Source organism: Pseudomonas sp. AP42 (assembly GCF_001728935.1).
Lineage (GTDB): Bacteria > Pseudomonadota > Gammaproteobacteria > Pseudomonadales > Pseudomonadaceae > Aquipseudomonas > Aquipseudomonas lactis.
Map to the genome: position 1 here is coordinate 55478 of NZ_LYSO01000004.1, position 22904 is coordinate 78381.

The 22904-nt window shown below is 60.6% G+C and carries 22 protein-coding genes; 15 read left to right on the forward strand and 7 right to left on the reverse strand.

What is annotated here, in order from left to right:
* The first annotated feature begins 134 nt into the window (after positions 1 to 134).
* Complete coding sequence (locus A7K61_RS02775) at positions 135 to 563, forward strand: DUF4160 domain-containing protein (protein ID WP_069556905.1); 429 nt, start codon at positions 135 to 137, stop codon at positions 561 to 563.
* Complete coding sequence (locus tag A7K61_RS02780; RefSeq protein ID WP_069556906.1) at positions 560 to 1024, forward strand: DUF2442 domain-containing protein; 465 nt, start codon at positions 560 to 562, stop codon at positions 1022 to 1024. The genes A7K61_RS02775 and A7K61_RS02780 overlap by 4 nt, the downstream gene beginning before the upstream one ends.
* Before the next feature lie 114 nt (positions 1025 to 1138).
* Here A7K61_RS02780 and trmA read toward each other — a convergent pair whose 3' ends face one another.
* Both trmA and A7K61_RS02790 read right to left on the reverse strand, forming a co-directional pair.
* On the reverse strand, positions 1139 to 2218 hold the full coding sequence (gene trmA, locus A7K61_RS02785) for a tRNA (uridine(54)-C5)-methyltransferase TrmA (protein ID WP_044268842.1): 1080 nt from the start codon (positions 2216 to 2218) through the stop codon (positions 1139 to 1141).
* Entirely contained in the window at positions 2215 to 3510 is a 1296-nt protein-coding gene (locus A7K61_RS02790; protein WP_044268839.1) for an NCS2 family permease, read from the reverse strand. Before A7K61_RS02790 ends, trmA begins: the two co-directional genes overlap by 4 nt.
* Positions 3511 to 3698: 188 nt before the next feature.
* Between A7K61_RS02790 and A7K61_RS02795 the strand changes: the two genes are divergently transcribed.
* The 4 genes from A7K61_RS02795 (at position 3699) to A7K61_RS02810 (ending at position 7932) form a co-directional block, all read left to right on the forward strand.
* Positions 3699 to 4145: a DUF4879 domain-containing protein gene (locus A7K61_RS02795; RefSeq protein ID WP_069556923.1), complete on the forward strand. Its 447-nt coding sequence runs from the start codon at positions 3699 to 3701 to the stop codon at positions 4143 to 4145.
* A gap of 96 nt (positions 4146 to 4241) precedes the next feature.
* Positions 4242 to 4766, forward strand: a complete 525-nt coding sequence (locus tag A7K61_RS02800) for a (2Fe-2S)-binding protein (protein WP_044268836.1) — start codon at positions 4242 to 4244, stop codon at positions 4764 to 4766.
* Positions 4763 to 5752 (forward strand): xanthine dehydrogenase family protein subunit M, encoded by a 990-nt coding sequence (locus A7K61_RS02805; protein WP_057711053.1) that lies wholly within the window; start codon positions 4763 to 4765, stop codon positions 5750 to 5752. The genes A7K61_RS02800 and A7K61_RS02805 overlap by 4 nt, the downstream gene beginning before the upstream one ends.
* Entirely contained in the window at positions 5749 to 7932 is a 2184-nt protein-coding gene (locus A7K61_RS02810; protein ID WP_069556907.1) for a xanthine dehydrogenase family protein molybdopterin-binding subunit, read from the forward strand. The genes A7K61_RS02805 and A7K61_RS02810 overlap by 4 nt, the downstream gene beginning before the upstream one ends.
* A 127-nt stretch (positions 7933 to 8059) precedes the next feature.
* On the opposite strand, the gene A7K61_RS02815 is transcribed toward A7K61_RS02810, so the two are convergent.
* Entirely contained in the window at positions 8060 to 9298 is a 1239-nt protein-coding gene (locus A7K61_RS02815) for an MFS transporter (RefSeq protein WP_047711834.1), read from the reverse strand.
* Positions 9299 to 9614: 316 nt separating this feature from the next.
* Here A7K61_RS02815 and A7K61_RS02820 point away from each other — a divergent pair, with 316 nt between their 5' ends.
* From A7K61_RS02820 to A7K61_RS02830, 3 genes are read left to right on the forward strand one after another with little or no spacing between them, the layout of a single operon-like run.
* Positions 9615 to 11054, forward strand: a complete 1440-nt coding sequence (locus A7K61_RS02820) for a cytochrome ubiquinol oxidase subunit I (RefSeq protein ID WP_044268827.1) — start codon at positions 9615 to 9617, stop codon at positions 11052 to 11054.
* 1 nt (position 11055) lies between these two features.
* A complete protein-coding gene (cydB, locus tag A7K61_RS02825; protein ID WP_014720024.1) occupies positions 11056 to 12063 on the forward strand; it encodes a cytochrome d ubiquinol oxidase subunit II in 1008 nt (335 codons plus the stop codon).
* A 12-nt stretch (positions 12064 to 12075) separates the two neighbouring features.
* Positions 12076 to 12240 carry a DUF2474 domain-containing protein gene (locus A7K61_RS02830; RefSeq protein ID WP_003194328.1) on the forward strand — a complete coding sequence of 55 codons (165 nt, stop codon included), beginning with the start codon at positions 12076 to 12078 and terminating at the stop codon, positions 12238 to 12240.
* Between the two features lie 131 nt (positions 12241 to 12371).
* Here the strand turns inward: A7K61_RS02830 and A7K61_RS02835 are convergent, their stop codons facing one another.
* Positions 12372 to 13496 carry a class I SAM-dependent methyltransferase gene (locus tag A7K61_RS02835; RefSeq protein ID WP_069556908.1) on the reverse strand — a complete coding sequence of 375 codons (1125 nt, stop codon included), beginning with the start codon at positions 13494 to 13496 and terminating at the stop codon, positions 12372 to 12374.
* Between the two features lie 140 nt (positions 13497 to 13636).
* On the reverse strand, positions 13637 to 14347 hold the full coding sequence (locus A7K61_RS02840; RefSeq protein ID WP_044268823.1) for a LuxR family transcriptional regulator: 711 nt from the start codon (positions 14345 to 14347) through the stop codon (positions 13637 to 13639).
* Positions 14348 to 14794: 447 nt separating this feature from the next.
* Here A7K61_RS02840 and A7K61_RS02845 point away from each other — a divergent pair, with 447 nt between their 5' ends.
* Complete coding sequence (locus A7K61_RS02845; protein ID WP_056792028.1) at positions 14795 to 15571, forward strand: ferredoxin--NADP reductase; 777 nt, start codon at positions 14795 to 14797, stop codon at positions 15569 to 15571.
* Positions 15572 to 15612: 41 nt separating this feature from the next.
* On the opposite strand, the gene mscL is transcribed toward A7K61_RS02845, so the two are convergent.
* Positions 15613 to 16029 (reverse strand): large-conductance mechanosensitive channel protein MscL, encoded by a 417-nt coding sequence (gene mscL, locus A7K61_RS02850; RefSeq protein ID WP_003194320.1) that lies wholly within the window; start codon positions 16027 to 16029, stop codon positions 15613 to 15615.
* 287 nt (positions 16030 to 16316) lie between these two features.
* Here mscL and katB point away from each other — a divergent pair, with 287 nt between their 5' ends.
* From katB to radA, 3 genes are read left to right on the forward strand one after another with little or no spacing between them, the layout of a single operon-like run.
* Positions 16317 to 17858 (forward strand): catalase KatB, encoded by a 1542-nt coding sequence (katB, locus tag A7K61_RS02855; protein ID WP_069556909.1) that lies wholly within the window; start codon positions 16317 to 16319, stop codon positions 17856 to 17858.
* Positions 17859 to 17915: 57 nt separating this feature from the next.
* A complete protein-coding gene (locus tag A7K61_RS02860; RefSeq protein ID WP_003194316.1) occupies positions 17916 to 18455 on the forward strand; it encodes an ankyrin repeat domain-containing protein in 540 nt (179 codons plus the stop codon).
* 35 nt (positions 18456 to 18490) lie between these two features.
* Positions 18491 to 19858, forward strand: a complete 1368-nt coding sequence (gene radA, locus A7K61_RS02865) for a DNA repair protein RadA (RefSeq protein WP_003194313.1) — start codon at positions 18491 to 18493, stop codon at positions 19856 to 19858.
* A 128-nt stretch (positions 19859 to 19986) separates the two neighbouring features.
* Here the strand turns inward: radA and A7K61_RS02870 are convergent, their stop codons facing one another.
* Entirely contained in the window at positions 19987 to 20355 is a 369-nt protein-coding gene (locus A7K61_RS02870; RefSeq protein WP_044268811.1) for a PilZ domain-containing protein, read from the reverse strand.
* 174 nt (positions 20356 to 20529) lie between these two features.
* Between A7K61_RS02870 and A7K61_RS02875 the strand changes: the two genes are divergently transcribed.
* The gene (locus A7K61_RS02875) at positions 20530 to 22596 is read left to right on the forward strand and encodes a carbon starvation CstA family protein (RefSeq protein ID WP_069556910.1); all 2067 of its coding nucleotides are present in this window, start codon (positions 20530 to 20532) and stop codon (positions 22594 to 22596) included.
* A gap of 15 nt (positions 22597 to 22611) precedes the next feature.
* A complete protein-coding gene (locus A7K61_RS02880; RefSeq protein WP_003194308.1) occupies positions 22612 to 22809 on the forward strand; it encodes a YbdD/YjiX family protein in 198 nt (65 codons plus the stop codon).
* Positions 22810 to 22904 lie beyond the last annotated feature (95 nt).

Here is a 22904-nt window from a genome sequence, read left to right on the forward strand (position 1 = left end):
GTGGTTACAACCCGGCATTCGCCGGGTTTTTTGTGGTGACTAATCTGTGAAACAGCTTCGGGAATAGGAGCCGGTTGTCGGGTGGCAGAGGGAAATTGTTACCTGGCGGAAAATAACCTAACGGATGGGTTACGATGAGAGTAGGTGCTTACAAAGGCTATGTCATTTCGGTGTTTATCAGGGATGAGCATTGCCCGCCCCATGTGCATGTCAGGGGCAAGGGATGGGATGCGCGGTTTCGTTTCAGTTTCCTGGATGGGGAAGTTGAGTTGTGGGACGTAGAGTCTGAACGGAGGCGGCCACCCATAGCACTTCTGAAAGAGATACGCGGGGCGATCATGCAGCGGCACTACTTGGCGCGGGCACGCAGGATTTGGTGGGAAAAACTTCAGACGGTTTGCCTGGAGAATCATTTCTGGAATTGGGACGCTGACGAGTTGGTCCCGGGGTTGGTCATTCGACAAGGTGTCTACGTCATCGCGAGCGCCAGGCACGACGTCGTAGCGCAACGGACAATTTTGAATCTGGTAAGAGCGCCAGATTGCGTGGGGATTAATTTATGAAAATCATAAAAGCCAAAGTCACACCTTATGTACCTCTCACTGAAGCCGACGTTGACAAGGCAATCGCCCGTGGGCGCAAGTTGAAACGCCTGTACGCCAACGCCAGCAACGTACGTTATGAAAACGACAGCCTCTCCATTGGCTTCAGCGATGGCAGCCGCGTCGTGTTGCCGGTGGCTGGCCTGCCGGAGTTCGAAGGGTTTTCAGCGAAGGATTTCCAGCAGTTGGAAGTGACGTTCGGTGGCAAGGCGATTAGCTGTGAGGCTCAGGACCTGGATGTTTCGATCACAGGCCTGATCGCTACAAGCCAGCCGCTGATGGACCTGGCAACCAGCCTGGTGGCATCGCGCAATGGCCGCAAAAGCAGCGCGGCTAAAACCGCAGCGGCTCGCGCCAATGGCAAGAAGGGTGGGCGGCCACGCAAGGAAGTCCCGCAGCCCCCAGAGACCACAGACACTTGAATAAACAGTAGGAGCGAGCTTGCTCGCGAAAACCCCACAGGCACCGCGTTCCTACAGGAAGCACGCGTTATCGTTGACGTTTTTCGCGAGCAAGCTCGCGCCTACTCCGCAGGTTTATCGGCGGGTCAGCAACACACCCGATTCCATATGGTGCGTCCACGGGAACTGGTCAAACATTGCACATTGGGTGATCCGATGCGTGTCGTGCAGTTGCGCGATGTTCGCCGCCAGCGTCTCCGGGTTGCAGGAGATGTACAGGATGTTGTCGAAGCGCCGGGTCAGCTCGCAGGTGTCCGGGTCCATGCCAGCGCGGGGCGGGTCGACGAAGACGCTACCGAACTCGTAGCTTTTCAGGTCGATGCCGTGCAGGCGGCGGAACGGGCGCACTTCATTCAGGGCTTGGGTGAGTTCTTCGGCGGAGAGGCGCACCAGGGTGACGTTATCCACGCCATTCTCATCCAGGTTGCTCAGGGCCGCATTCACCGAGGTCTTGCTGATCTCGGTGGCCAGCACCTTGCGCACGCGGGTCGCCAGCGGCAAGGTGAAGTTGCCGTTGCCGCAATACAGCTCCAGCAAATCGTCCGGGCGGTCGCCCAGCGCTTCATAGGCCCAGTTGAGCATCTTCTGGTTCACCGTGCCGTTGGGCTGGGTGAACGCGCCTTCGGGTTGGCGGTAGCTGAAGGTGCGGCCACCGACGTCGAGTTTTTCCACCACATAGTCATGGCCGATCACATCGCGCTTGCCCTTGGAGCGACCGATGATGCTTACATTCAGCTCAGCGGCCAATTTGTTCGCGGCGGTGTGCCAATGCTCATCCAGCGGGCGGTGATAACACAGGGTGATCATCGCGTCGCCGGCCAGGGTGGTGAGGAACTCCACCTGGAACAACTTGTGGCTCAGGGCAGCGCTGGCTTGCCAGGCGGCCTTGAGTTGCGGCATCAACTGGTTGATGCGCTGGCTGGCGATGGGGAATTCTTCGATGAGGATCGGCGTGCGCTTGTCCTCCTGGGAGAACATCGCGTAGTGGCGCTCGCCGCCTTCGCGCCACAGGCGGAACTCCGCACGCAGGCGAAAGTGCTGCAGCGGCGAGTCGAAGACCTGCGGCTCGGGCGCGTCGAACGGTGCCAGCAGGTCACGCAAGCGCGTGACCTTGTCTTGCAGTTGAGCGGTGTAGCTTGCGGCGTCAAAAGTCATGCGTTGAACCAGCCCAGCTTGATCACAAACAGGATCGACAGGATCACCAGTGCCGGGTTCAGCTCACGGTAGCGGCCCGAAAGCAGCTTGATGGCGGTCCAGGCGATGAAACCGAAGGCGATGCCGTTGGCGATGGAGTAAGTGAAGGGCATCGCCAGGGCGGTGATCACCACCGGCGCTGCCACCGTAATGTCGTCCCAGTCGATTTCGGCCAGGCCTTGGCTCATCAGCACCGCCACAAACAGCAAGGCTGGCGCGGTGGCATAGGCCGGCACGCTGGCGGCCAGTGGCGAGAAGAACAACGCCAGCAAAAACAGGATCGCGACCACGACGGCGGTCAAGCCGGTGCGGCCACCGGCGCTCACGCCTGCGGCCGATTCGATGTAGCTGGTGGTGGTCGAGGTACCCAGCAGGGAACCGGCCATGGCAGCGGTACTGTCGGCAATCAGCGCACGGCCCATTTTCGGCATATGGCCGTCCTTGCCCATCAGGCCGGCGCGCTTGGCGACGCCGATCAGGGTGCCGGAGTTGTCGAACAGGTCAACGAACAGGAAGGCGAAGATCACGCTGACCAGGCCGATGTCCAGCGCGCCCTTGATGTCCAGCTGCAGGAAGGTCGGGGCCAGAGACGGCGGTACCGAAGTCACGCCGATGAACGGCGTGAAGCCCAGGACGATGGAGGCGACGGTCACCGCCAGGATGCCGATCAGCACCGCGCCGCGTACGGCCAGGGCTTCCAGCGCGACGATCAGCACGAAACCCAGGGTGGCCAGGATCGGCGCCGGTTGTTTCAGGTCGCCCAGGCCCACCATGGTGGCCGGGTTGCTCACCACGATACCGGCGTTATGCAGGGCGATCAGCGCCAGGAACAGGCCGATGCCGGCGGCAATCGCCGAGCGCAGGGGCAGGGGGATGGCGTTGATGATCCACTCACGAATGCGGAAGATCGACAGCAGGAAGAACAGCACCGCCGAAATGAATACCGCGCCCAGCGCCACCTGCCAGGTGTGGCCCATGTGCAAGACCACGGTGTAGGTGAAGAACGCGTTGAGGCCCATGCCCGGTGCCAGGGCAATCGGGTAGTTGGCGATCAGGCCCATCACGGTCGAACCAATGGCCGCCGCCAGGCAGGTGGCGACAAACACCGCGCCCTTGTCCATGCCGGTCTCGCCGAGGATGCTCGGGTTCACGAACAGGATGTAGGCCATGGCCAGAAAGGTGGTGATCCCCGCGAGAATCTCGGTGCGCACATTGGTGTTGTGGGCTTTGAGTTGAAACAGCTTTTCCAGCATGCCGGCTCCCTGTGACGCTAGTGTGCGTCGTGATTTGTTGACCTCTAAGTCAAAGCACAAACTGCGCCAAGCGCTTGTGGATTCAGAGAGGATCGGAAAAAGCGGCGCATCATACCAGCAGCCGAGGCTGTGTGGCGCATGGGCTTGAGGCATACTGCGCCGACGTTCAACAGCCGGTCATCGACAGCATGAAAAAAGCCAACCCGTGGAGTCTAGCTCTGATCGCCAGTATCGGCCTGTGGCTGGGTGCGGCACCGGCGTGGGGCGCGACTGCACCGGCCTTGAGCGAGGTGCGGGTGTTCAAGGTGGAATCGGCCAAGTGCAGCGAAGCGATCCCGGAGCGGGTCAACACCACCCAGATGTGCGAGCACCGCGGGCCCACCAAGGTTTCAGTGATGGAGGTCGGCTTGGGCAACAATCCCGTCGGTCAATTCAATGGCGCGGTACTCAACGGCCAGCGCACGGCGGTCTGCCAGGTCGGCAACATCAGTGAGGCGTGCAACGGCGTGGGCACCTTGATGGGCTACATCTATGTGTTCGACCTGAACGTCCAGGCCCAGGGCTGGTTCGAATTCATCAATACCTCGATCAACCCACCGAAAAACACCCTGAAAGCCCAGCTCAATATCCGCTGATCAATCATCTTGAACGCTCAAAACACCCGGAAGTCGTACCCCTGAGACGGCGATTTTCCTGAACGCCGCGGACGTACACCAACCCGTGAGGTGTTTATGAGCGCGACCCCCAATGGCGCGGCGGCCCAGCCGTTCGTCGCCCACCCGATACGCCTGACACTCAACGGCCAGGCTCGCCAACTGAACGTGTTGCCCTGGACCACCTTGCTGGACTTGCTGCGCGAACAGTTGGACCTGGTAGGCAGCAAAAAAGGCTGCGACCACGGCCAGTGCGGCGCCTGCACCGTGTTGCGTGACGGCAAGCGCGTGAATGCCTGCCTGACCCTGGCCGTGATGTGCGACGGCGCCGAGTTGACCACCATCGAAGGCCTGGCCGACGGCGACCAACTGCACCCCATGCAACAGGCCTTTATCCAGCACGACGCGTTCCAGTGCGGCTATTGCACGCCGGGCCAGATCTGTTCCGCCATAGGCTTGGTCAATGAAGGCCGCGCAAACGACCGTGCGCAGATCCAAGAGCTGATGAGCGGCAACCTGTGCCGCTGCGGCGCCTATAACAACATCCGCGATGCCATCGAAGACGCGCTGCCGGCCTGCCGCCGCCAGGGAGGTGAGTCATGAACCCCTTCCACTACAGCAGGCCGACCGAGGTGCAGCAGGCCGTGCAGATGAGCAGCGCCGCCTCGCGCTTTATCGCCGGTGGCACCAACCTGCTGGACCTGATGAAAGAAAACATCAGCCATCCAGAGCACCTGATCGACATCACCGGCTTGCCGCTGCATGACATTCAAGAAACTGCCGAAGGTGGCTTGCGTATCGGTGCGCTGGTAAGCAACGCCGACCTAGCCTGGCACCCGTTGATCGAGCAGCGTTATCCGTTGCTGTCCCAGGCCATCCTCGCCGGGGCATCGCCGCAGTTACGCAACATGGCCAGTACCGGCGGCAACCTGTTGCAGCGCACCCGTTGCTATTACTTCTACGACGCCGCGGTGCCGTGCAACAAACGCCAGCCCGGCAGCGGCTGCCCGGCGCGCAACGGTTTGAACCGTATCCATGCGATCCTCGGCGCCAGTGAACAGTGCGTGGCCACCCATCCTTCGGACATGTGCGTGGCCCTGGCGGCACTCCAGGCGCAGGTGCATGTAGAAGGCCGTGGCGGCCCCCGGGTGATCGAGTTCGCCGACTTCCACCGCTTGCCAGGCGATGCGCCGCAACGCGACAACCAATTGGCCGACGATGAGCTGATCACCGCGATTGAACTGCCCGCCGATCACCTGGCCCGCCACAGCCATTACCTGAAGATCCGCGACCGTGCCTCCTATGCCTTCGCCTTGGTGTCGGTGGCTGCCGCCTTGGAGCTGGACGGTGATGAAATCATCGACGCCCGCCTGGCCTTGGGCGGTGTGGCGCATAAACCCTGGCGTGACCGCGCAGTGGAAGCCTTGCTGATCGGCCGCACGGTCAGCCGCGAAACCTTCAGCGCCGCCGCCGACGCCCTGCTGCAAGACGCCGAACCGTTGGAACACAATGGCTTCAAGGTCAAGCTGGCGCGGCGCGCAATCATTCGTGCCCTGAGCGACGCCGCCGTCGCAGGAGAACAGCCATGAGCGCTATCGGCAAACCCCTGGACCGCGTCGACGGTCTGCTCAAGGTCACCGGCCAAGCGCGCTACGCCGGTGAATTTCCCGAGAACGGCCTGCTGCATGGCAGCGTGGTGTCGAGTTCGATCGCCAAAGGCCGGGTGGTGCGCATCGATGCGTCCAAGGCGTTGGCGTTGCCGGGTGTGGTGGACGTGATCCATCACCTTAACCGGCCGAATATCGCCAGCTATGACGAGGCGTTCGCTGATGCCGATGCGGCCGATGGCTCGCCCTTTCGCCCGCTGTATAACGACCGCGTGCTCTACAGCGGCCAGCCCCTGGCCCTGGTGATCGCCGATAACCTTGAACTGGCGCGGCATGCCGGCTCACTAGTGCAGATCGACTACGCGCCTGAAGCCTTCGAAACCGACCTGCTCACCCAGCAAGCGGCGGCGCACCCGTCGCCCCAGAGCCCACCCAAACCGCGAGGCAACTTCGAGGCTGAATGGGCCGGTGCTGCAATCAGTCTGGACTTGCACTACAGCACGCCCATCGAGCATCACAATCCGATGGAGCCCCACGCCAGCACCGTGCTGTATCAGCCCGACGGCAGCCTGCATATTCACGACAAGACCCAAGGCCCGCAGAACTGCCAGGCCTATGTGCAAAAAGTCTTCGGCTTGGATAAGAGCCAGGTGCGCATCTTTGCCGCTTTCGTCGGTGGCGCCTTCGGTTCGGGCCTGCGCCCGCAATACCAATTGCCGCTCGCGGTGATGGCGGCCATGGCGCTCAAGCGCTCGGTGCGCGTCACCCTGACGCGCCAGCAGATGTTCACCTTCGGCTATCGCCCGCGCACCTTGCAGCGTTTGCAGATGGGCGCCGCCGCCAATGGGCGCTTGCTGGCGCTGGGGCATACCGCGATTGGCCAGACGTCGCGCTTCGAGGATTTCAGCGAGCACGTGGTGGAGTGGAGCGGCATGCTCTATCACTGCGACAACGTGCAACTGACCTACAAGCTGGCGCCGTTGGACGTGTTTACCCCACTGGACATGCGCGCCCCCGGTGCGGCACTGGGTGTGATCGGCCTGGAATGTGCCATGGACGAACTGGCCTGCGCCCTGGCCATCGATCCGGTGCAATTGCGCCTGATCAACTACGCCGAACGTAACCAGAACGAAGACAAACCCTGGTCGAGCAAGGCCCTGCGCGAGTGCTACAGCGAAGGCGCCGAACGCTTCGGCTGGAGCCAGCGCAACCCGGAACCGCGCAGCATGCGCGACGGCCGCCAGTTGATCGGCTGGGGCATGGCCGGCGGCGTGTGGGAAGCCATGCAGATGAAGGCCAGCGCCAAGGCGCGCCTCGATGCCGAGGGCACGCTCACCGTCAGCAGCGCCACCACCGACATTGGCACCGGCACCTATACCGTGATGACCCAGATCGCCGCCCAGGCCAGTGGCGTGGCGATGGCCGACGTGCGCTTTGTGCTGGGCGATTCGTCGTTGCCCACTGCGCCGTTGCAGGGTGGCTCGTTTACCGTCTCGTCTGTCGGCACTGCCGTGCAGCAAGCGTGCGAAGCGCTGAATGCCAAGTTGCTGGAGATCGCCCGGCAGACTTACCCGGTATTCAAGGAGGCCGATTCGGTTCGGTTTGAAGACGGCCAGCTACACAGCGGTGACGTGAGCGTGTCGTTGGCGCAATTGGTCAAGGACAGCGGTGAAGAGGCCCTGGAGGTACAGGTCGACAGCCAGCCCGACAAGAAGCGCGAGGGTTATGCCAGCGCTACTCACTCGGCGGTGTTCGTCGAAGTGCGGGTGGATGAAGACCTTGGCACCATCAAGGTCAGCCGTGTGGTCAGCGCCATTGCCGCCGGGCGCGTGGTCAACCCCAAGATGGCCCGCAGCCAGATCCTCGGCGGCGTGGTATGGGGCATTGGCATGGCCCTGCATGAAGAGACTCAGGTCGACCACCAACTGGGACGCTACATGAACCACAGCCTGGCCGAATACCACATCCCGGTGAACGCCGATATTGGCGAGATTGATGTGCTGTTTGTCGAAGAGCACGACGAGATCGTCAATGCGCTCGGGTCCAAGGGCGTGGGGGAAATCGGCATTGTCGGGGTGGCGGCGGCGGTGGCGAATGCGGTTTACCATGCCACCGGCAAGCGGGTGCGGGAGTTTCCGATTACCTTGGATAAGGTGATTTAAAATGTGGGAGCGGGCTTGCTCGCGAATGCGGTGGTTCAGTCAGTGATGTACTGAATGACACACTGCATTCGCGAGCAAGCCCGCTCCCACATTGACTGTATTCCAACCTCAGGTCGGGCGGTGAAGCCTATAACTTGGTTTCTTCCACCGGCACATGCATGCGATCCCGGTTAGCCAGGGTCGGGAACAGCTTGATCCACACCCCAGTCACCACCAGCGTGCCAACCCCGCCCATCACCACCGCAGGCACGGTGCCAAACCAGTGGGCGGTTATCCCGGATTCGAACTCGCCCAATTGATTCGAGGCGCCGATAAACAGGCCATTGACCGCACTCACCCGCCCGCGCATTTCATCAGGCGTTTCCAACTGCACGAACGACGCACGGATCACCATGCTGATCATGTCCGCCGCGCCCAGTACCACCAGCACCGCCAGGGAAAACCAGAATGAGGTCGACAGGCCGAAGGCAATGGTTGCTACGCCAAACACGCCGACGGCGGTGAACATCACGCGGCCCACCTGGCGGTCCACCGAAAAGCGCGCCAGCCACAGTGACATCAGCAACGCGCCCACGGCCGGCGCCGACCGCAGCAGGCCCAGGCCCCAGGCGCCGGTCAGCAAGATGTCCTTGGCGAACACCGGCAACAGCGCGGTGGCGCCGCCCAGCAGCACGGCAAACAGGTCCAGGGAGATGGCGCCGAGAATGTCCGGGCGGCTGCGGATAAAGCGAATGCCGGCCAGCAGCGAGTCCAGGGTGGCCTTGGCTTTGTTCAGCGGGGTCTGGCGTGCGGGCAGGTTCAGGGTCAGCACGCAGGCGATCAGGTACAGCGCCACGGTGGGGCCGTACACCCACACGCTGCCAAACGCGTAAAGCAGGCCGCCCAGGGCCGGTGCGACGATGGTCGCCAGTTGCTGGGCCGATTGCGAAGCGGCCACGGCGCGGGGGAACAGCGCGCTGGGCACGATGCTCGGCAACAGCGCCTGGGTGGTGGGCATTTCAAACGAACGGGCGGCGCCCAGCAGGAAGGCGAGAATAAAGATCATCTCGCGGGTCACGTTGCCGGTCAGGCCACCGATGGCTAAGGACAAGGCAATCAGCGCTTGTAAGGTCTGGCAGATGGCCGCGACCCGGCGGCGCTCATAGCGATCCGCCACGTGCCCGGTGTGCAGCATGAACAGTACGCGCGGTATGAATTCCACCAGGCCGACCAGGCCCAGGTCCAGCACATTGCCGGTCAGTTGGTAGAGGTTCCAGCCGATCGCCACGGTGAGCATCTGGAAGCCGCTGGCGGTAAAGATCCGCGCCAGCCAGAACGCGATGAAAGGGCGGTGGTGACGTAACAGCAACGCAGGTTCACTGGGCATCGGCAATCAGGTCGGCAACGGGAGAAGGGCGAGATTAGCATCAAGCTGTAACAAATAGTTGCAAGAACTGAGCTGAGGCAAGCTGTCACGCGGCAAAAGACCACACAGTCCTACAGCAAAAATGGGACTACTCTTTCAACGATGCTTGATCCAGATCAAAACCTGCCCCGGGATTGTTCTGGCGGCCGCAAGGCCAGATTCCCCACGCGATGGGTAATAAAAGAAACGAATTGAAATTCGCCACACTCCATATCCGTGGGGGCAGTGGGTGCAGGCTCCCAGCCAGCAGCCGGTATTACCTGACAGAGGAAGACTTATGTTCGGTTTGGAGGCGCTAGATCTCGCCCGAATTCAATTCGCGTTCACCATCTCATTCCACATCCTGTTCCCGGCGATCACCATCGGCCTGGCCAGTTACCTTGCGGTGCTGGAGGGCTTGTGGCTCAAGACCCACAACGACACCTACCGTGACCTCTACCATTTCTGGTCGAAGATCTTTGCCGTCAACTTCGGCATGGGTGTGGTATCGGGCCTGGTCATGGCCTACCAGTTCGGCACCAACTGGAGCCGGTTCTCGGACTTCGCCGGCTCTGTCACCGGGCCGTTGCTGACGTACGAAGTGCTCACGGCCTTCTTCCTCGAGGCCGGTTTCCTGGGCGTGATGTTGTTCGGCTGGAACAAGGTGGGGCGCAAGCTGCACTTCTTCGCCACGGTGATGGTGGCCGTGGGTACGTTGATCTCCACGTTCTGGATTCTTGCCTCCAACAGCTGGATGCAGACGCCCCAGGGCTTTGAAATCATCGATGGCCGCGTGATACCGACTGACTGGCTGGCGGTGATCTTCAACCCGTCGTTCCCCTATCGCCTGATGCACATGGCCACGGCTGCTTTTGTTGCCACGGCGTTCTTCGTCGGCTCGTCGGCGGCCTGGCATCTGCTGCGCGGCAAGGACAACCCGGCGATCCGCAAAATGCTCTCGATGGCGATGTGGATGGCGCTGATCGTTGCGCCCATCCAGGCAGTGATCGGCGACTTCCATGGCCTTAATACCCTCAAACATCAGCCGGCCAAAATCGCGGCGATTGAAGGTCACTGGGAAAATATCGGCAACGAGCCCACGCCGTTGATCCTGTTCGGCTGGCCGGACATGAAAGCCGAGAAAACCAAATATGCCGTCGAGATTCCGTACCTGGGCAGCCTGATCCTGACTCACTCCCTGGACAAGCAGGTGCCGGCGCTCAAGGAGTTCCCGCCTGAAGACCGTCCCAACTCGACCATTGTGTTCTGGTCGTTCCGGGTCATGGTCGGCCTGGGGTTCCTGATGATCTTCACCGGTCTGTTCAGCCTGTGGTTGCGCCGGGGCGACAAGATGTACACGTCCAAGCCGTTCCTGTACCTGGCGTTGTGGATGGGCCCATCTGGCCTGATTGCGATTCTGGCCGGTTGGTTCACCACCGAAATCGGTCGTCAGCCCTGGGTGGTCTACGGGTTGATGCGCACGGCGGATGCCTCCTCCGGGCATAGCCTGACGCAGATGACCATTACCCTGGTGTTGTTCGTGGTGGTGTACTTCGCGCTGTTCGGCGCGGGCCTGGGCTACATGATGCGCCTGGTGCGCAAAGGCCCCGTGACCCACGACAGTACCGAGCCGGCCCATGGTGGCCCTGGCCAGAAACGCACCCCGGCACGTCCGTTGTCTGCTGCCGACGATGGCAGTGATAACGACCACGACCACATCCAGCACAAGGGGAATTGAGATGGGTATTGATCTTCCGCTGATCTGGGCCGTGATCATCATCTTCGGCATCATGATGTACGTGGTCATGGACGGCTTCGACCTGGGGATCGGCATTCTTTTCCCGTTTATCCCGGGCAAAGTCGACCGTGACGTGATGATGAACACCGTGGCGCCCGTATGGGACGGCAACGAAACCTGGCTGGTACTTGGCGGCGCGGCGTTATTCGGCGCGTTCCCGCTGGCCTATTCGGTGGTGTTGTCGGCGCTGTACCTGCCGCTGATCCTGATGCTGATCGGGCTGATCTTCCGCGGCGTGGCCTTTGAGTTCCGCTTCAAGGCCAAGGACCACAAGCGTCACCTGTGGGACAAGGCGTTTATTGGCGGCTCGCTGGCGGCGACCTTCTTTCAGGGCGTGGCGTTGGGCGCCTTTATTGACGGTATTCCGGTGGTCGACCGCCAGTTCGCCGGCGGCTCACTGGACTGGCTCACGCCGTTCACGATGTTCTGCGGCGTGGCGCTGATCGTGGCGTATGCCTTGCTCGGCTGCACCTGGCTGATCATGAAGACCGAAGGCAAGTTGCAGGAGCAGATGCACAACCTGGCGCGGCCTTTGGCCTTTGTGGTGTTGGCGGTGATTGGTATCGTCAGCATCTGGACGCCGCTGACCCACCCGGAAATCGCTTCGCGCTGGTTTACCCTGCCGAATCTGTTCTGGTTCCTGCCGGTGCCGATCCTGGTGCTGGTCACCATGTACGGGTTGATCCGCGCCGTGGCACGTAACGCGCACTACACGCCGTTCCTGTTGACGCTGGTGCTGATTTTCCTCGGCTACAGCGGCCTGGGGATCAGCCTGTGGCCGAACATCATCCCGCCGTCCGTATCGATCTGGGATGCCGCCGCGCCGCCGCAAAGCCAGGGCTTCATGCTGGTGGGCACGCTGTTCATCATCCCGTTCATCCTGGGCTACACCTTCTGGAGCTACTACGTGTTCCGCGGCAAGGTCACCCACGAAGATGGCTATCACTAGGAGGGTTGAAACATGTCCAAACCTTCGTTGCACGAGATTGAACAGGCCGAGAAGCAGCCATTGTGGCGGCGCCTGGGGTGGCTGGCGATGATCTGGACCGGCAGCGTGCTGGCCCTGTTCGTGGTGGCCAGCCTGATGCGCATGTTCATGAATGCGGCAGGCCTGAGCACCCACTGACACCCATACCAATAATGTAGGAGCGAGCTTGCTCGCGAAAAACGTCAATGATAACGCGGGGTGCCTGGCGCCCCACGGTATTCTCAGGTTTTTCGCGAGCAAGCTCGCTCCTACAAGTAAGCAGGGGTTTTTTATTTTCGCGCTTTGAGGATGACGAACTTGGGCGTGGCGGCTACTTGCTCGGCGCCACGGAACAGCCGCGCCAGCTTGCTGTGGTAGCCCAGGTGACGATTGCCGACGATGTACAAGGCGCCACCGACCACCAGCGCTTCGCGTGCCTGCTGGAACATGCGCCAGGCGAGGAAGTCACCGACCACTTGTTGTTGGTGGAACGGTGGGTTGCACAGCACCACGTCCAGCGACTGCGGCTCCTGGCCGGCCAGGCCGTCGCCGGCTTGCACGGTGACGTCCCGCTCACCCAAGGCGGCTTGCCAGTTTTCGGCGGCCGATTGCACCGCCATGTACGACTCATCCACCAAGGTGTAATGCGCGTCGGGGTTGTGCAGGGCGCTGGCAATTGCCAGTACGCCGTTGCCGCAGCCCAGGTCCGCCACGCGGGCGCTGCCCAGGTTTTTTGGCAGGTGCGGCAGGAAGGCGCGGGTGCCGATGTCCAGGCCTTCGCGGCAAAACACGTTGGCGTGGTTACGCAACTCGATGACCGGAGCATCCAGGGTATAGCGGGTCGGGTAGGGCGAGACCGCAGCAGGACGTGCCTCGACGCTCGCGATCAACAGCCGCGCCTTTTTGACCGCCAATGAGGCGTGCATGGGGCCGATGTAACGCTCCAGCAACTCGCCTGCGGCCCTGGGCAAATGCTTGACCATCGCACCTGCGATCACCTCGGCGCCGGGCGCCAGTTGCCCTTGCAGGCGGATCAGTTGTTCTTCCAGCAACGCCAGGGTTTTCGGCACGCGGATCAACACGCGATCAAACGGCCCGGTCGCAAGCTGGCTGGCCGGTATGAAGGGCACGGCATCAAAGGGTTTGCCGTTGCGCATCAGGTTTTTTTCCAGGCCCTGAGCGGCGAGGAACGAGTCACCGCTGGAGGTCACCTGCACCTGGCCGTGAAGGCTGGCCGCCAGGGCGCCGAAGCTGTCATTGAGGACCAGCACGCGGGTGGCGGCAGTGGGCTGTTGCGCGGCGAGGTGGCTGAGCAGGTATTCGTCGGCGGCATCGAAGGCTTGCAGCGGATCATTGTGTTGCTCTGGCTGACGAATCAGGTCGAGCTGGGCGAAAGGGCTGTCAAGCAGGGGCATGGCGGGGCAAGGCTCTGGGTAATCGACGGACCGTCTGAGTGAACGGCGGGGCAACCATGGGAAGCGCACCCTCAACACTCAGAATTGGCCGTAAATGTTACGTTTTTTTCAACGCGATGACATGCGGTGTTTTGCGTAGGCTAAAACAGCCCGGCTTTAGCGGCGCGCAGCACCGCCTGGATCTTGTTGTGCACGCCCAGCTTCTTGAAGGTACTGCTGATATGAAAGCCTACCGTGCGTTCGGACAGGCAAAGAATCGCGGCAATCTCGGAGGCCGTCTTGCCCATCGCGGACCACTTGAGAATTTCCGTTTCCCGGGCGGTCAATTTGCTGGGCGCTTTGATGTCGGGCGCGTCGGCGTACTTCTGCGCGACGACCGCATGCATCGCATGGCAAAGCCACAACACCTGGCCGGCTTTTTCGTAAAGCTCTTCAGGGCTGACCTCGCCCTTGCTGCGAACCAGGGTCAGCATGCTGAACACACCTTGGAAATCATGCACGGCTTGGGTCCAGCCTAAATGCACCCCGCATGACTGGGCCAACTCCCACAGCTGGGGCGTGTTGGCAAAGGTTTTTGGTTCCCAGAGAATGGGCAATACCGAACTTTTGCAGTGGGTTACAACGGGGTCTACATCGAAGTAGTGTGCTTGTTTATAAATGTGGCTCCATTCGTTTGGATAGTTATTGAATAGAATGGGTTTTGTTTGAGTGTCTTGTGACTGGGAGCTCATCGTAAAAGAGCAATATTCGAAACCCAGCTCATAGGTGTGGTTAATCACCATCTCAAACACACTGGTGATTTCACTCTCGCCTTCCAGCTTGGGCAGCCGGGTGTTATGCCAATTGACCATCGGTGACTCTCCATAGGTTTCTGTGTGACTTGGGTACGTCCTGATCTCCCAATGCAACTCGAAAACAAGTGTAGGGGAAGTCCTACAACTGAGTCTGAATAATATTTTACTTACAGGGTTTGTTTCGCTCGCCGGCTTTGTACAAGACTTTGGGCTTTGTATAAGAGCGCTTGGCAGCGGCTTTTTTTTCAATATTTTTAATGTCTTAAAAACAGTATCAAAATGATGTCGTTGTAAGTGCCGTTTCATCTAGTGAGGTGTTCGGGGGGCATTAATAGCCAAATAATTAGTTCCAGTGAGGCGCTCATGGTTTAGCCCCTGGCTGGCTCAAACAACGTGCGCGCCAGCTGCGCGAGCCTTCAGCGATTGCAAAGCCAGTACCAATCATCGGTGTTTGCGCGGTCTGTTTTGAGGGACACTAACGGCCTGTGCAAAACGGAGCCCCCCATGACGGCCAGTGCTGAGAAATTTACCCGCCAGACCCTGCTCGATGTGCAATCGCTGACCCCCAGCCTGTTCACCTTGCGCACCACCCGCGATGCCGGTTTTCGTTTTACCGCCGGCCAGTTTGTGCGCCTGGGCGTTACCAAGGCGGATGGCAGCACCGTCTGGCGTGCCTATTCCATCGTGTCTTCGCCGTTTGACGAGCATCTGGATTTCTTTTCCATCGTGGTCCCCGGTGGTGAGTTCACCAGTGAACTGAGCCGCCTGAAGGTGGGCGATACCTTGCTGGTAGAGCGCCAGGCCACGGGTTTTCTGACCCTTAACCGCTTTGTCGACGGGCGTGACCTGTGGTTGCTGGGAACCGGTACGGGCATTGCGCCGTTCCTGTCGATCCTGCAGGACTTCGAAGCCTGGGAAAAATTCGAGCGCATCATCCTGGTGTACAGCGCCCGGGAAGCCAAGGAACTGGCCTACCAGTCGCTGATCAACACACTGGGTGAGCGTGAGTACCTGGCCGATTACGCCCACAAGCTCACCTACATTCCCATCGTCACCCGCGAGCTGCATCCGGGCGCGTTGAACGGGCGTATTACGGCCCTGATCGAAAATGGCGAATTGGAGCGGGCCGCCGGCGTGGAGCTGACGGCGCAGGATTCGCGCGTACTGATTTGCGGCAACCCGCAGATGGTCGATGACACGCGCCAGTTGCTCAAGCAGCGGGACATGCAACTGAGCCTGAGCCGACGGCCTGGCCAGGTGGCGGTAGAAAACTACTGGTAGAAAAAAGGCGCCTTGCGAGGCGCCTTTTTTGCATCCGCAGGTTAAAGCGGCTTGTTGTTCTGTGCCTTGAGCAGATCGCGGATCTCGCCCAGCAGCACTTCTTCCTTGCTCGGCGTCGGCGGCAGGCTTGGGGCCACGGCCTCTTCGCGCTTCAGACGGTTGATCGCCTTCACGCCCATGAAGATTGCAAACGCGACGATCACAAAGTCGATGATGCTCTGGATGAACTTGCCGTACGCCAGCACAACCGCGGGGACATCGCCCTGTGCTGCCTTGAGCGTGATGGCCAGATCGGCAAAGTCCACACCACCGATCAGCAGGCCGATGGGAGGCATTATCACGTCGCCTACAAATGAGGAAACAATCTTGCCGAAGGCAGCACCGATGATGATACCGACGGCCATGTCGACCACATTACCTTTGACCGCGAAGGCCTTGAACTCACTGATCACGCCCATAGGTTATTCCTTGTTACAGTTGAGGAGGGTGGAGGTCAGTGTAATTCAGTCGAACAGCGCTTGCTCGACACAACTGTTAACACTGTCGGTTTTTATCGACACATTAAATCGCAAATAGTTTGCAAAGTGCCATCAATCGCGCGCGAATTACCGGCTATTTCAGCGAGTTACCAGATTTTTTTCTTAATCGGGCCTGTGGTGTTTTTCTATTTATCTTCTGACTCGCAGGTCACTAGCCTCTGGCAAGCACAACTGAATGTGCATTAAAAAAACCAGAGGAAACCTCGATGAACACTCCAATCAGCCGCAGGCCCGTGTCGGCGCGCCACGCGCTGGCCCTGGTGACCGCCAGCCTGCTTTCCCTCTCTGTGCAAGCCGCCAACCTGACCCGCGATAACGGGGCCAACGTCGGTGATAACCAGAACTCCCAGACCGCCGGCGCCAATGGCCCGGTGTTGCTGCAGGACGTGCAACTGATCCAGAAGCTGCAGCGCTTCGACCGCGAACGCATTCCAGAGCGCGTGGTGCACGCACGCGGCACGGGCGCCCATGGCACCTTCACCGTGACCGACAACCTCAGCGACCTGACCAAGGCCAAGGTATTCGCCGCCGGTGAAACCACGCCGGTGTTCGTGCGCTTCTCGGCTGTGGTGCATGGCAACCACTCCCCGGAAACCCTGCGCGACCCACGAGGCTTCGCCACCAAGTTCTATACCGCCGAAGGTAACTGGGACCTGGTCGGTAATAACTTCCCCACGTTCTTTATTCGCGATGCCATCAAGTTCCCGGACATGGTCCATGCCTTTAAACCGGACCCGCGCACTAACCTGGACGATGACTCGCGTCGTTTCGACTTCTTCTCCCATGTTCCAGAGTCCACTCGTACACTGACCGAGTTGTACTCGGACTCCGGCACCCCAGCCAGTTACCGCGAAATGGACGGCAATGGTGTACATGCCTACAAGTTGATTAACACTAAAGGTGAAGTGCACTACGTCAAGTTCCATTGGAAGAGCCTGCAGGGCATCAAGAATTTGGATCCAAAACAAGTCAGCGAAGTGCAAGGCCGTGACTACAGCCATATGACCAATGACTTGGTCACGCACATCAACAAAGGCGACTTCCCCAAGTGGGACTTGTATGTGCAGGTGCTCAAGCCTGAAGACCTGGCCAAGTTTGATTTCGACCCACTGGATGCCACCAAAATCTGGCCGAATGTGCCCGAGCGCAAAGTCGGGCAAATGGTGCTGAACCGCAACCCGGCCAATGTGTTCCAGGAAACCGAGCAAGTGGCGATGGCCCCGGCCAACCTGGTACCGGGTATCGAGCCGTCGGAAGACCGCTTGCTGCAAGGCCGGGTGTTCTCCTACGCCGATACGCAGATGTACCGCCTGGGCGCGAACGCCCTGCAACTGCCGATCAACGCTCCACGGGTCACCGTCAACAACGGCAACCAGGACGGCGCGATGAACTTCGGCAAGACCACCACCGGTGTGAACTACCAACCAAGCCGCCTGTTGCCACGCGAAGAGCCACAAACCGCGCGCTACAGCCAGGCGCCGCTGGCGGGCAGCACCCAGCAGGCCAAGATCCAGCGTGAGCAGAACTTCAAGCAGGCCGGTGACCTGTACCGTTCCTACACCAAGAAAGAGCGCGAGGACTTGATCAACAACTTCGGCGGCTCATTGGCCACCACCGATGACGAGAGCAAGCACATCATCCTGTCGTTCCTCTACAAGGCGGATCCGGAATACGGCACCGGCGTAGCCAAAGTCGCCAAGGGCGACCTGGCTCGCGTGAAGGCGCTGGCGCAAAAACTGACTGACTGATTCGTTGGTTGCGGTCGGCGCCTTCACGGGCGTCGACCTTTGGCAGGAGAACACCCTATGCGCATCTCTATCGGTTTACTGATGGCCATGCTGGCCTTCGCTGCCCATGCCGAGTCTCCCGACCCGGTGGCGCTCAAGGCGCAGTTGCAGGACTACTATTTCGACGCCGCCCGTCGTGGCGACCTCGACATGCTCAACACCTTCATTGAGTCCGGCTACGGTCTCAATACCCAGGACGACAAGGGTTACACCGCGTTGATCCTGGCTGCTTATCACGGCCAGGGCCCGTACGTGGAGCGTCTGCTCGATGCCGGCGCCGACGCCTGTGTGCAGGATCAACGCGGCAACACAGCGTTGATGGGCGCCATCTTCAAAGGCGAGCTGAAAATCGCCCAGCGCCTGTTGGCCACCGACTGTAACCCTGACCAACGCAACGGCGCAGGGCAGACCGCCGCCATGTACGCCGGGCTGTTCAAGCGCGTCGAGTTGCTGGGGGCGCTGCAAGCCAAAGGCGCCGACCTGAACGCCGAAGACCCCGTCGGTAACAGCGCTTCACGTTTGGCTAATGGCGAAATCCGGACCCCAGCGTCGCGCTGAGCTATCATCGCGGTTTTTCGGTTGGAGGTTCTCATATGGCAAAGGCCAAGCGCATGTACGGCTGCACGGAGTGCGGCGCGACCTTTCCCAAATGGGCGGGCCAGTGCTCCGAATGCGGCGCGTGGAACACCCTGACTGAAACCATGATCGAGAGCGGCGGTGCCGCAGCCCCCACCGGCCGTGCCGGCTGGACCGGGCAACAGGCGCAGATCAAGACCCTGGCCGAAGTCAGCGTCGAAGAGATCCCGCGTTTTTCCACTGCCTCCGGCGAGCTGGACCGGGTACTGGGCGGCGGCCTGGTGGACGGCTCGGTGGTGCTGATCGGCGGTGACCCAGGCATCGGCAAGTCCACGATCCTGTTGCAAACCCTGTGCAGCATCGCCAGCCGCATGCCAGCGCTGTATGTCACCGGCGAAGAATCCCAGCAGCAAGTGGCCATGCGCGCCCGGCGCCTGGGCTTGCCTCAGGATCAGTTGCGGGTGATGACCGAAACCTGCATCGAAAGCATCATCGCCACGGCGCGCATCGAAAAGCCCAAAGTCATGGTTATCGACTCGATCCAGACGATTTTCACCGAACAACTGCAATCGGCACCTGGCGGCGTGTCCCAGGTGCGCGAAAGCGCGGCGCTGCTGGTGCGTTACGCCAAGCAGAGCGGCACGGCGATCTTCCTGGTCGGCCACGTCACCAAGGAAGGCGCACTGGCCGGGCCACGGGTGTTGGAACACATGGTCGACACCGTGTTGTATTTCGAAGGGGAGTCCGACGGTCGCCTGCGCCTGCTACGGGCGGTGAAGAACCGCTTTGGCGCCGTCAACGAACTGGGTGTGTTCGCCATGACCGACCGTGGGCTGAAAGAAGTCTCGAACCCCTCGGCGATTTTTCTCACCCGCGCCCAGGAAGAAGTCCCAGGCAGTGTGGTGATGGCGACGTGGGAAGGCACCCGGCCGATGCTGGTGGAAGTCCAAGCGCTGGTGGATGACAGCCATTTGGCCAACCCACGGCGCGTCACCCTGGGCCTGGACCAGAACCGCCTGGCGATGTTGCTGGCGGTGCTGCACCGGCATGGCGGCATTCCGACTCACGATCAGGATGTGTTCCTCAACGTGGTGGGCGGGGTCAAGGTGCTGGAGACTGCGTCTGACCTGGCGCTGATGGCGGCGGTGATGTCCAGCCTGCGTAACCGGCCGTTGCCCCATGACTTGCTGGTGTTTGGCGAGGTGGGGTTGTCGGGCGAAGTGCGCCCGGTGCCGAGTGGGCAGGAGCGCTTGAAGGAAGCGGCCAAGCATGGCTTCAAACGGGCGATTGTGCCCAAGGGCAATGCGCCGAAGGAGGCGCCGCCGGGGTTGCAGATTATTGCTGTGACACGCTTAGAACAGGCGTTGGATGCGCTGTTCGAATAATCCGCAACACTGCTGAACCCCTGTGGGAGCTGGCTTGCCTGCGATAGCGGCGGGTCAGCTTACCCATCCTTGTCTGATACACCGCCATCGCAGGCAAGCCAGCTCCCACCCTTGATTCATGTTGGCAGCTAGATCTCCAGCAGGGCGCCCAGTTCGCGCTCCAGCTCTTGCTCATCACCCAGGTTCAGCTCAACGAACCTGCGCAAATGGCTGATCGAATCCAGATCAATGTGTTTGCACACAAAGCCCAATTGACCCTGATCTTCATGGGTCAGCCGCGCTTGCAGCTTTATATGCGTCTTCTGGTCCAGGCGTATGTCGATGTCAAAGGGCAGCGCTTTATTCCCCTTCCAGTCGTCAGGCCGTTCCACCAGTAAACCTTTGAGTGATAGATCCAGCAGTTTCACCGGCCATTCGCTGCCGTTTTGCCGAAGTTCGGCCGTGGCATCAAAGGCAATCCGACGAAAACGGCGACGTTCAGACGCATGCTCGGTCATGGTAAAGCCCTCTGTGAATGGGAGGAGTGTAGCCCCGGGCCATCAAGGGGTGATTATTTCGGCTTTTTTTACCGGTTGAAGGCTCTAGACCAACGTAGGGGGCTGGTCTTTAAGGCCAGTAGCGCTAAACTCGGGCTGGCTGTCCTTTCTGTCCACCCTGGCTGGAATATAAAAATGAAAAATAATAATAGCCTGCTACGCCACTTACCCTGGCTGGTGCTGGCAATCGTAGGAGCGTGCGCCTTGGGCGTAGTGGCCTTGCGCCGCGGCGAGGCGATCAACGCCTTGTGGATTGTGGTCGCTGCAGTGGCCATCTACCTGGTTGCGTACCGTTACTACAGTCTGTTCATCGCCAACAACGTGATGCAACTCGACCCTCGGCGGGCAACCCCTGCGGTGGTCAACAACGATGGTCTGGACTATGTGCCGACCAACAAACACATTCTTTTCGGTCACCACTTTGCGGCGATTGCCGGTGCAGGCCCGTTGGTCGGCCCGGTGCTGGCGGCGCAAATGGGCTATCTGCCCGGCACCCTCTGGCTGATTGCCGGGGTGGTGCTGGCCGGTGCGGTGCAAGACTTCATGGTCCTGTTCCTGTCCACCCGTCGCAACGGCCGTTCCCTGGGGGACATGGTTCGCGAAGAGATGGGCCGCATTCCCGGGACCATCGCGCTGTTCGGCTGCTTCCTGATCATGATCATCATCCTCGCGGTGCTGGCGCTGATCGTGGTCAAGGCCCTGGCCGAGAGCCCATGGGGCATCTTCACGGTGATGGCGACCATCCCGATTGCGATGTTCATGGGCATCTACATGCGCTACATCCGCCCGGGCCGCATCGGTGAAATCTCGATCATCGGTGTGCTGTTGCTGCTGGGTTCGATCTGGCTGGGCGGGCAGATTGCCGCTGACCCGGTGTGGGCCAAGGCGTTCACCTTCACCGGCATCCAGATCACCTGGATGCTGATCGGCTACGGTTTCGTGGCCGCTGTGCTGCCGGTGTGGCTGATCCTGGCGCCCCGCGACTACCTGTCGACGTTCCTGAAAATCGGCACCATCATCGCCCTGGCGATTGGCATCCTGGTCACCATGCCTGACCTGAAAATGCCGGCACTCACCCAGTTCATCGACGGCACCGGCCCGGTGTGGAAGGGCGGCCTGTTCCCGTTCCTGTTCATCACCATTGCCTGTGGCGCGGTCTCCGGCTTCCATGCGCTGATCTCCTCGGGCACCACGCCCAAGCTGCTGGCCAGCGAAAGCCATGCCCGTTACATCGGTTACGGCGGCATGCTGATGGAGTCGTTCGTGGCCATCATGGCGATGGTTGCCGCCTCGGTGATCGAGCCTGGTGTGTACTTCGCCATGAACAGCCCGGCCGCCATTGTCGGCACCGACGTGGTTACCGTGGCGCAGACGGTCAGCAGTTGGGGCTTTACCATTACGCCTGAGGCGCTGTCGGCCGTTGCCCACGATATCGGTGAAACCACCATCCTGGCGCGTGCCGGCGGTGCGCCGACGTTGGCAGTGGGTATCGCGCAGATCCTGCACAGTGTGCTGCCGGGTGAAAACACCATGGCGTTCTGGTACCACTTTGCAATCCTGTTCGAAGCGCTGTTCATCCTCACGGCGGTCGACGCCGGTACCCGTGCCGGTCGCTTCATGCTGCAGGACCTGCTGGGTTCGTTCGTGCCTGCGCTCAAACGTACCGAGTCCTGGACCGCCAACCTGATCGCCACGGCCGGTTGCGTGGCCATGTGGGGCTACTTGCTGTACCAAGGTGTGATCGACCCGCTGGGTGGTATCAACACCTTGTGGCCGCTGTTCGGTATCTCCAACCAGATGCTGGCGGGTATCGCGCTGATGCTGGCGACCGTTGTGCTGATCAAAATGAAGCGCCAGCGCTACATCTGGGTGACCATGTTGCCAGCGGTGTGGCTGTTGATCTGCACCACCACTGCGGGCTTCATCAAGCTGTTCGACGCCAACCCGGCGATCGGCTTCCTGTCGCTGGCCAAGAAATACAGCGATGCCCTGGCTAACGGCCAGATCCTGGCCCCGGCCAAGAGCATCGACCAGATGCAGCACGTGATCTGGAACGCCTACACCAACGCAACGCTGACGGCGCTGTTCCTGTTCGTGGTGTTCAGCATCCTGTTCTATGCGCTCAAGGTGGGTGTCGCCGCCTGGGGCAACAAAGAGCGTACGGATAAAGAAGCCCCGTTCCAGGCTGTACCGGACGCGTAAACGAGGATTGCAAACATGTTCAATGACATCAGTCGCCTCGGTAAATACCTCGGTCAGGCCGCCCGCCTGATGGTCGGCATGCCCGACTACGACACCTACGTCGAGCATATGCAAACCAAACACCCGGACAAGCCGGTGATGGACTACAAGGCGTTCTTCCGGGAGCGCCAGGAAGCCCGTTACGGCGGCAAGGGTGGGCCCAAGTGCTGCTAAGTTGGTAAAACGGCTGTACCTGTAGGAGCGAGCTTGCTCGCGAAAAACGCAAGGACACCACGTGCATCCAGACAGCACGCGTTATCGTTGACGTT

Excerpts from the sequence above, each read along its gene's own strand:
- A7K61_RS02835 (WP_069556908.1), bottom strand. The coding sequence starts at position 13,496 with ATGCCCCTGCTTGACAGCCCTTTCGCCCAGCTCGACCTGATTCGTCAG.
- A7K61_RS02820 (WP_044268827.1), top strand. The coding sequence starts at position 9,615 with ATGTTCGGTTTGGAGGCGCTAGATCTCGCCCGAATTCAATTCGCGTTC.
- A7K61_RS02875 (WP_069556910.1), top strand. The coding sequence starts at position 20,530 with ATGAAAAATAATAATAGCCTGCTACGCCACTTACCCTGGCTGGTGCTG.
- A7K61_RS02830 (WP_003194328.1), top strand. The coding sequence starts at position 12,076 with ATGTCCAAACCTTCGTTGCACGAGATTGAACAGGCCGAGAAGCAGCCA.
- A7K61_RS02795 (WP_069556923.1), top strand. The coding sequence starts at position 3,699 with ATGAAAAAAGCCAACCCGTGGAGTCTAGCTCTGATCGCCAGTATCGGC.
- A7K61_RS02775 (WP_069556905.1), top strand. The coding sequence starts at position 135 with ATGAGAGTAGGTGCTTACAAAGGCTATGTCATTTCGGTGTTTATCAGG.
- mscL (WP_003194320.1), bottom strand. The coding sequence starts at position 16,029 with ATGGGCGTGATCAGTGAGTTCAAGGCCTTCGCGGTCAAAGGTAATGTG.
- A7K61_RS02870 (WP_044268811.1), bottom strand. The coding sequence starts at position 20,355 with ATGACCGAGCATGCGTCTGAACGTCGCCGTTTTCGTCGGATTGCCTTT.
- A7K61_RS02790 (WP_044268839.1), bottom strand. The coding sequence starts at position 3,510 with ATGCTGGAAAAGCTGTTTCAACTCAAAGCCCACAACACCAATGTGCGC.
- A7K61_RS02800 (WP_044268836.1), top strand. The coding sequence starts at position 4,242 with ATGAGCGCGACCCCCAATGGCGCGGCGGCCCAGCCGTTCGTCGCCCAC.
- A7K61_RS02780 (WP_069556906.1), top strand. The coding sequence starts at position 560 with ATGAAAATCATAAAAGCCAAAGTCACACCTTATGTACCTCTCACTGAA.
- A7K61_RS02845 (WP_056792028.1), top strand. The coding sequence starts at position 14,795 with ATGACGGCCAGTGCTGAGAAATTTACCCGCCAGACCCTGCTCGATGTG.
- A7K61_RS02840 (WP_044268823.1), bottom strand. The coding sequence starts at position 14,347 with ATGGTCAATTGGCATAACACCCGGCTGCCCAAGCTGGAAGGCGAGAGT.
- A7K61_RS02805 (WP_057711053.1), top strand. The coding sequence starts at position 4,763 with ATGAACCCCTTCCACTACAGCAGGCCGACCGAGGTGCAGCAGGCCGTG.
- cydB (WP_014720024.1), top strand. The coding sequence starts at position 11,056 with ATGGGTATTGATCTTCCGCTGATCTGGGCCGTGATCATCATCTTCGGC.
- katB (WP_069556909.1), top strand. The coding sequence starts at position 16,317 with ATGAACACTCCAATCAGCCGCAGGCCCGTGTCGGCGCGCCACGCGCTG.
- radA (WP_003194313.1), top strand. The coding sequence starts at position 18,491 with ATGGCAAAGGCCAAGCGCATGTACGGCTGCACGGAGTGCGGCGCGACC.
- A7K61_RS02810 (WP_069556907.1), top strand. The coding sequence starts at position 5,749 with ATGAGCGCTATCGGCAAACCCCTGGACCGCGTCGACGGTCTGCTCAAG.
- trmA (WP_044268842.1), bottom strand. The coding sequence starts at position 2,218 with ATGACTTTTGACGCCGCAAGCTACACCGCTCAACTGCAAGACAAGGTC.
- A7K61_RS02860 (WP_003194316.1), top strand. The coding sequence starts at position 17,916 with ATGCGCATCTCTATCGGTTTACTGATGGCCATGCTGGCCTTCGCTGCC.
- A7K61_RS02880 (WP_003194308.1), top strand. The coding sequence starts at position 22,612 with ATGTTCAATGACATCAGTCGCCTCGGTAAATACCTCGGTCAGGCCGCC.
- A7K61_RS02815 (WP_047711834.1), bottom strand. The coding sequence starts at position 9,298 with ATGCCCAGTGAACCTGCGTTGCTGTTACGTCACCACCGCCCTTTCATC.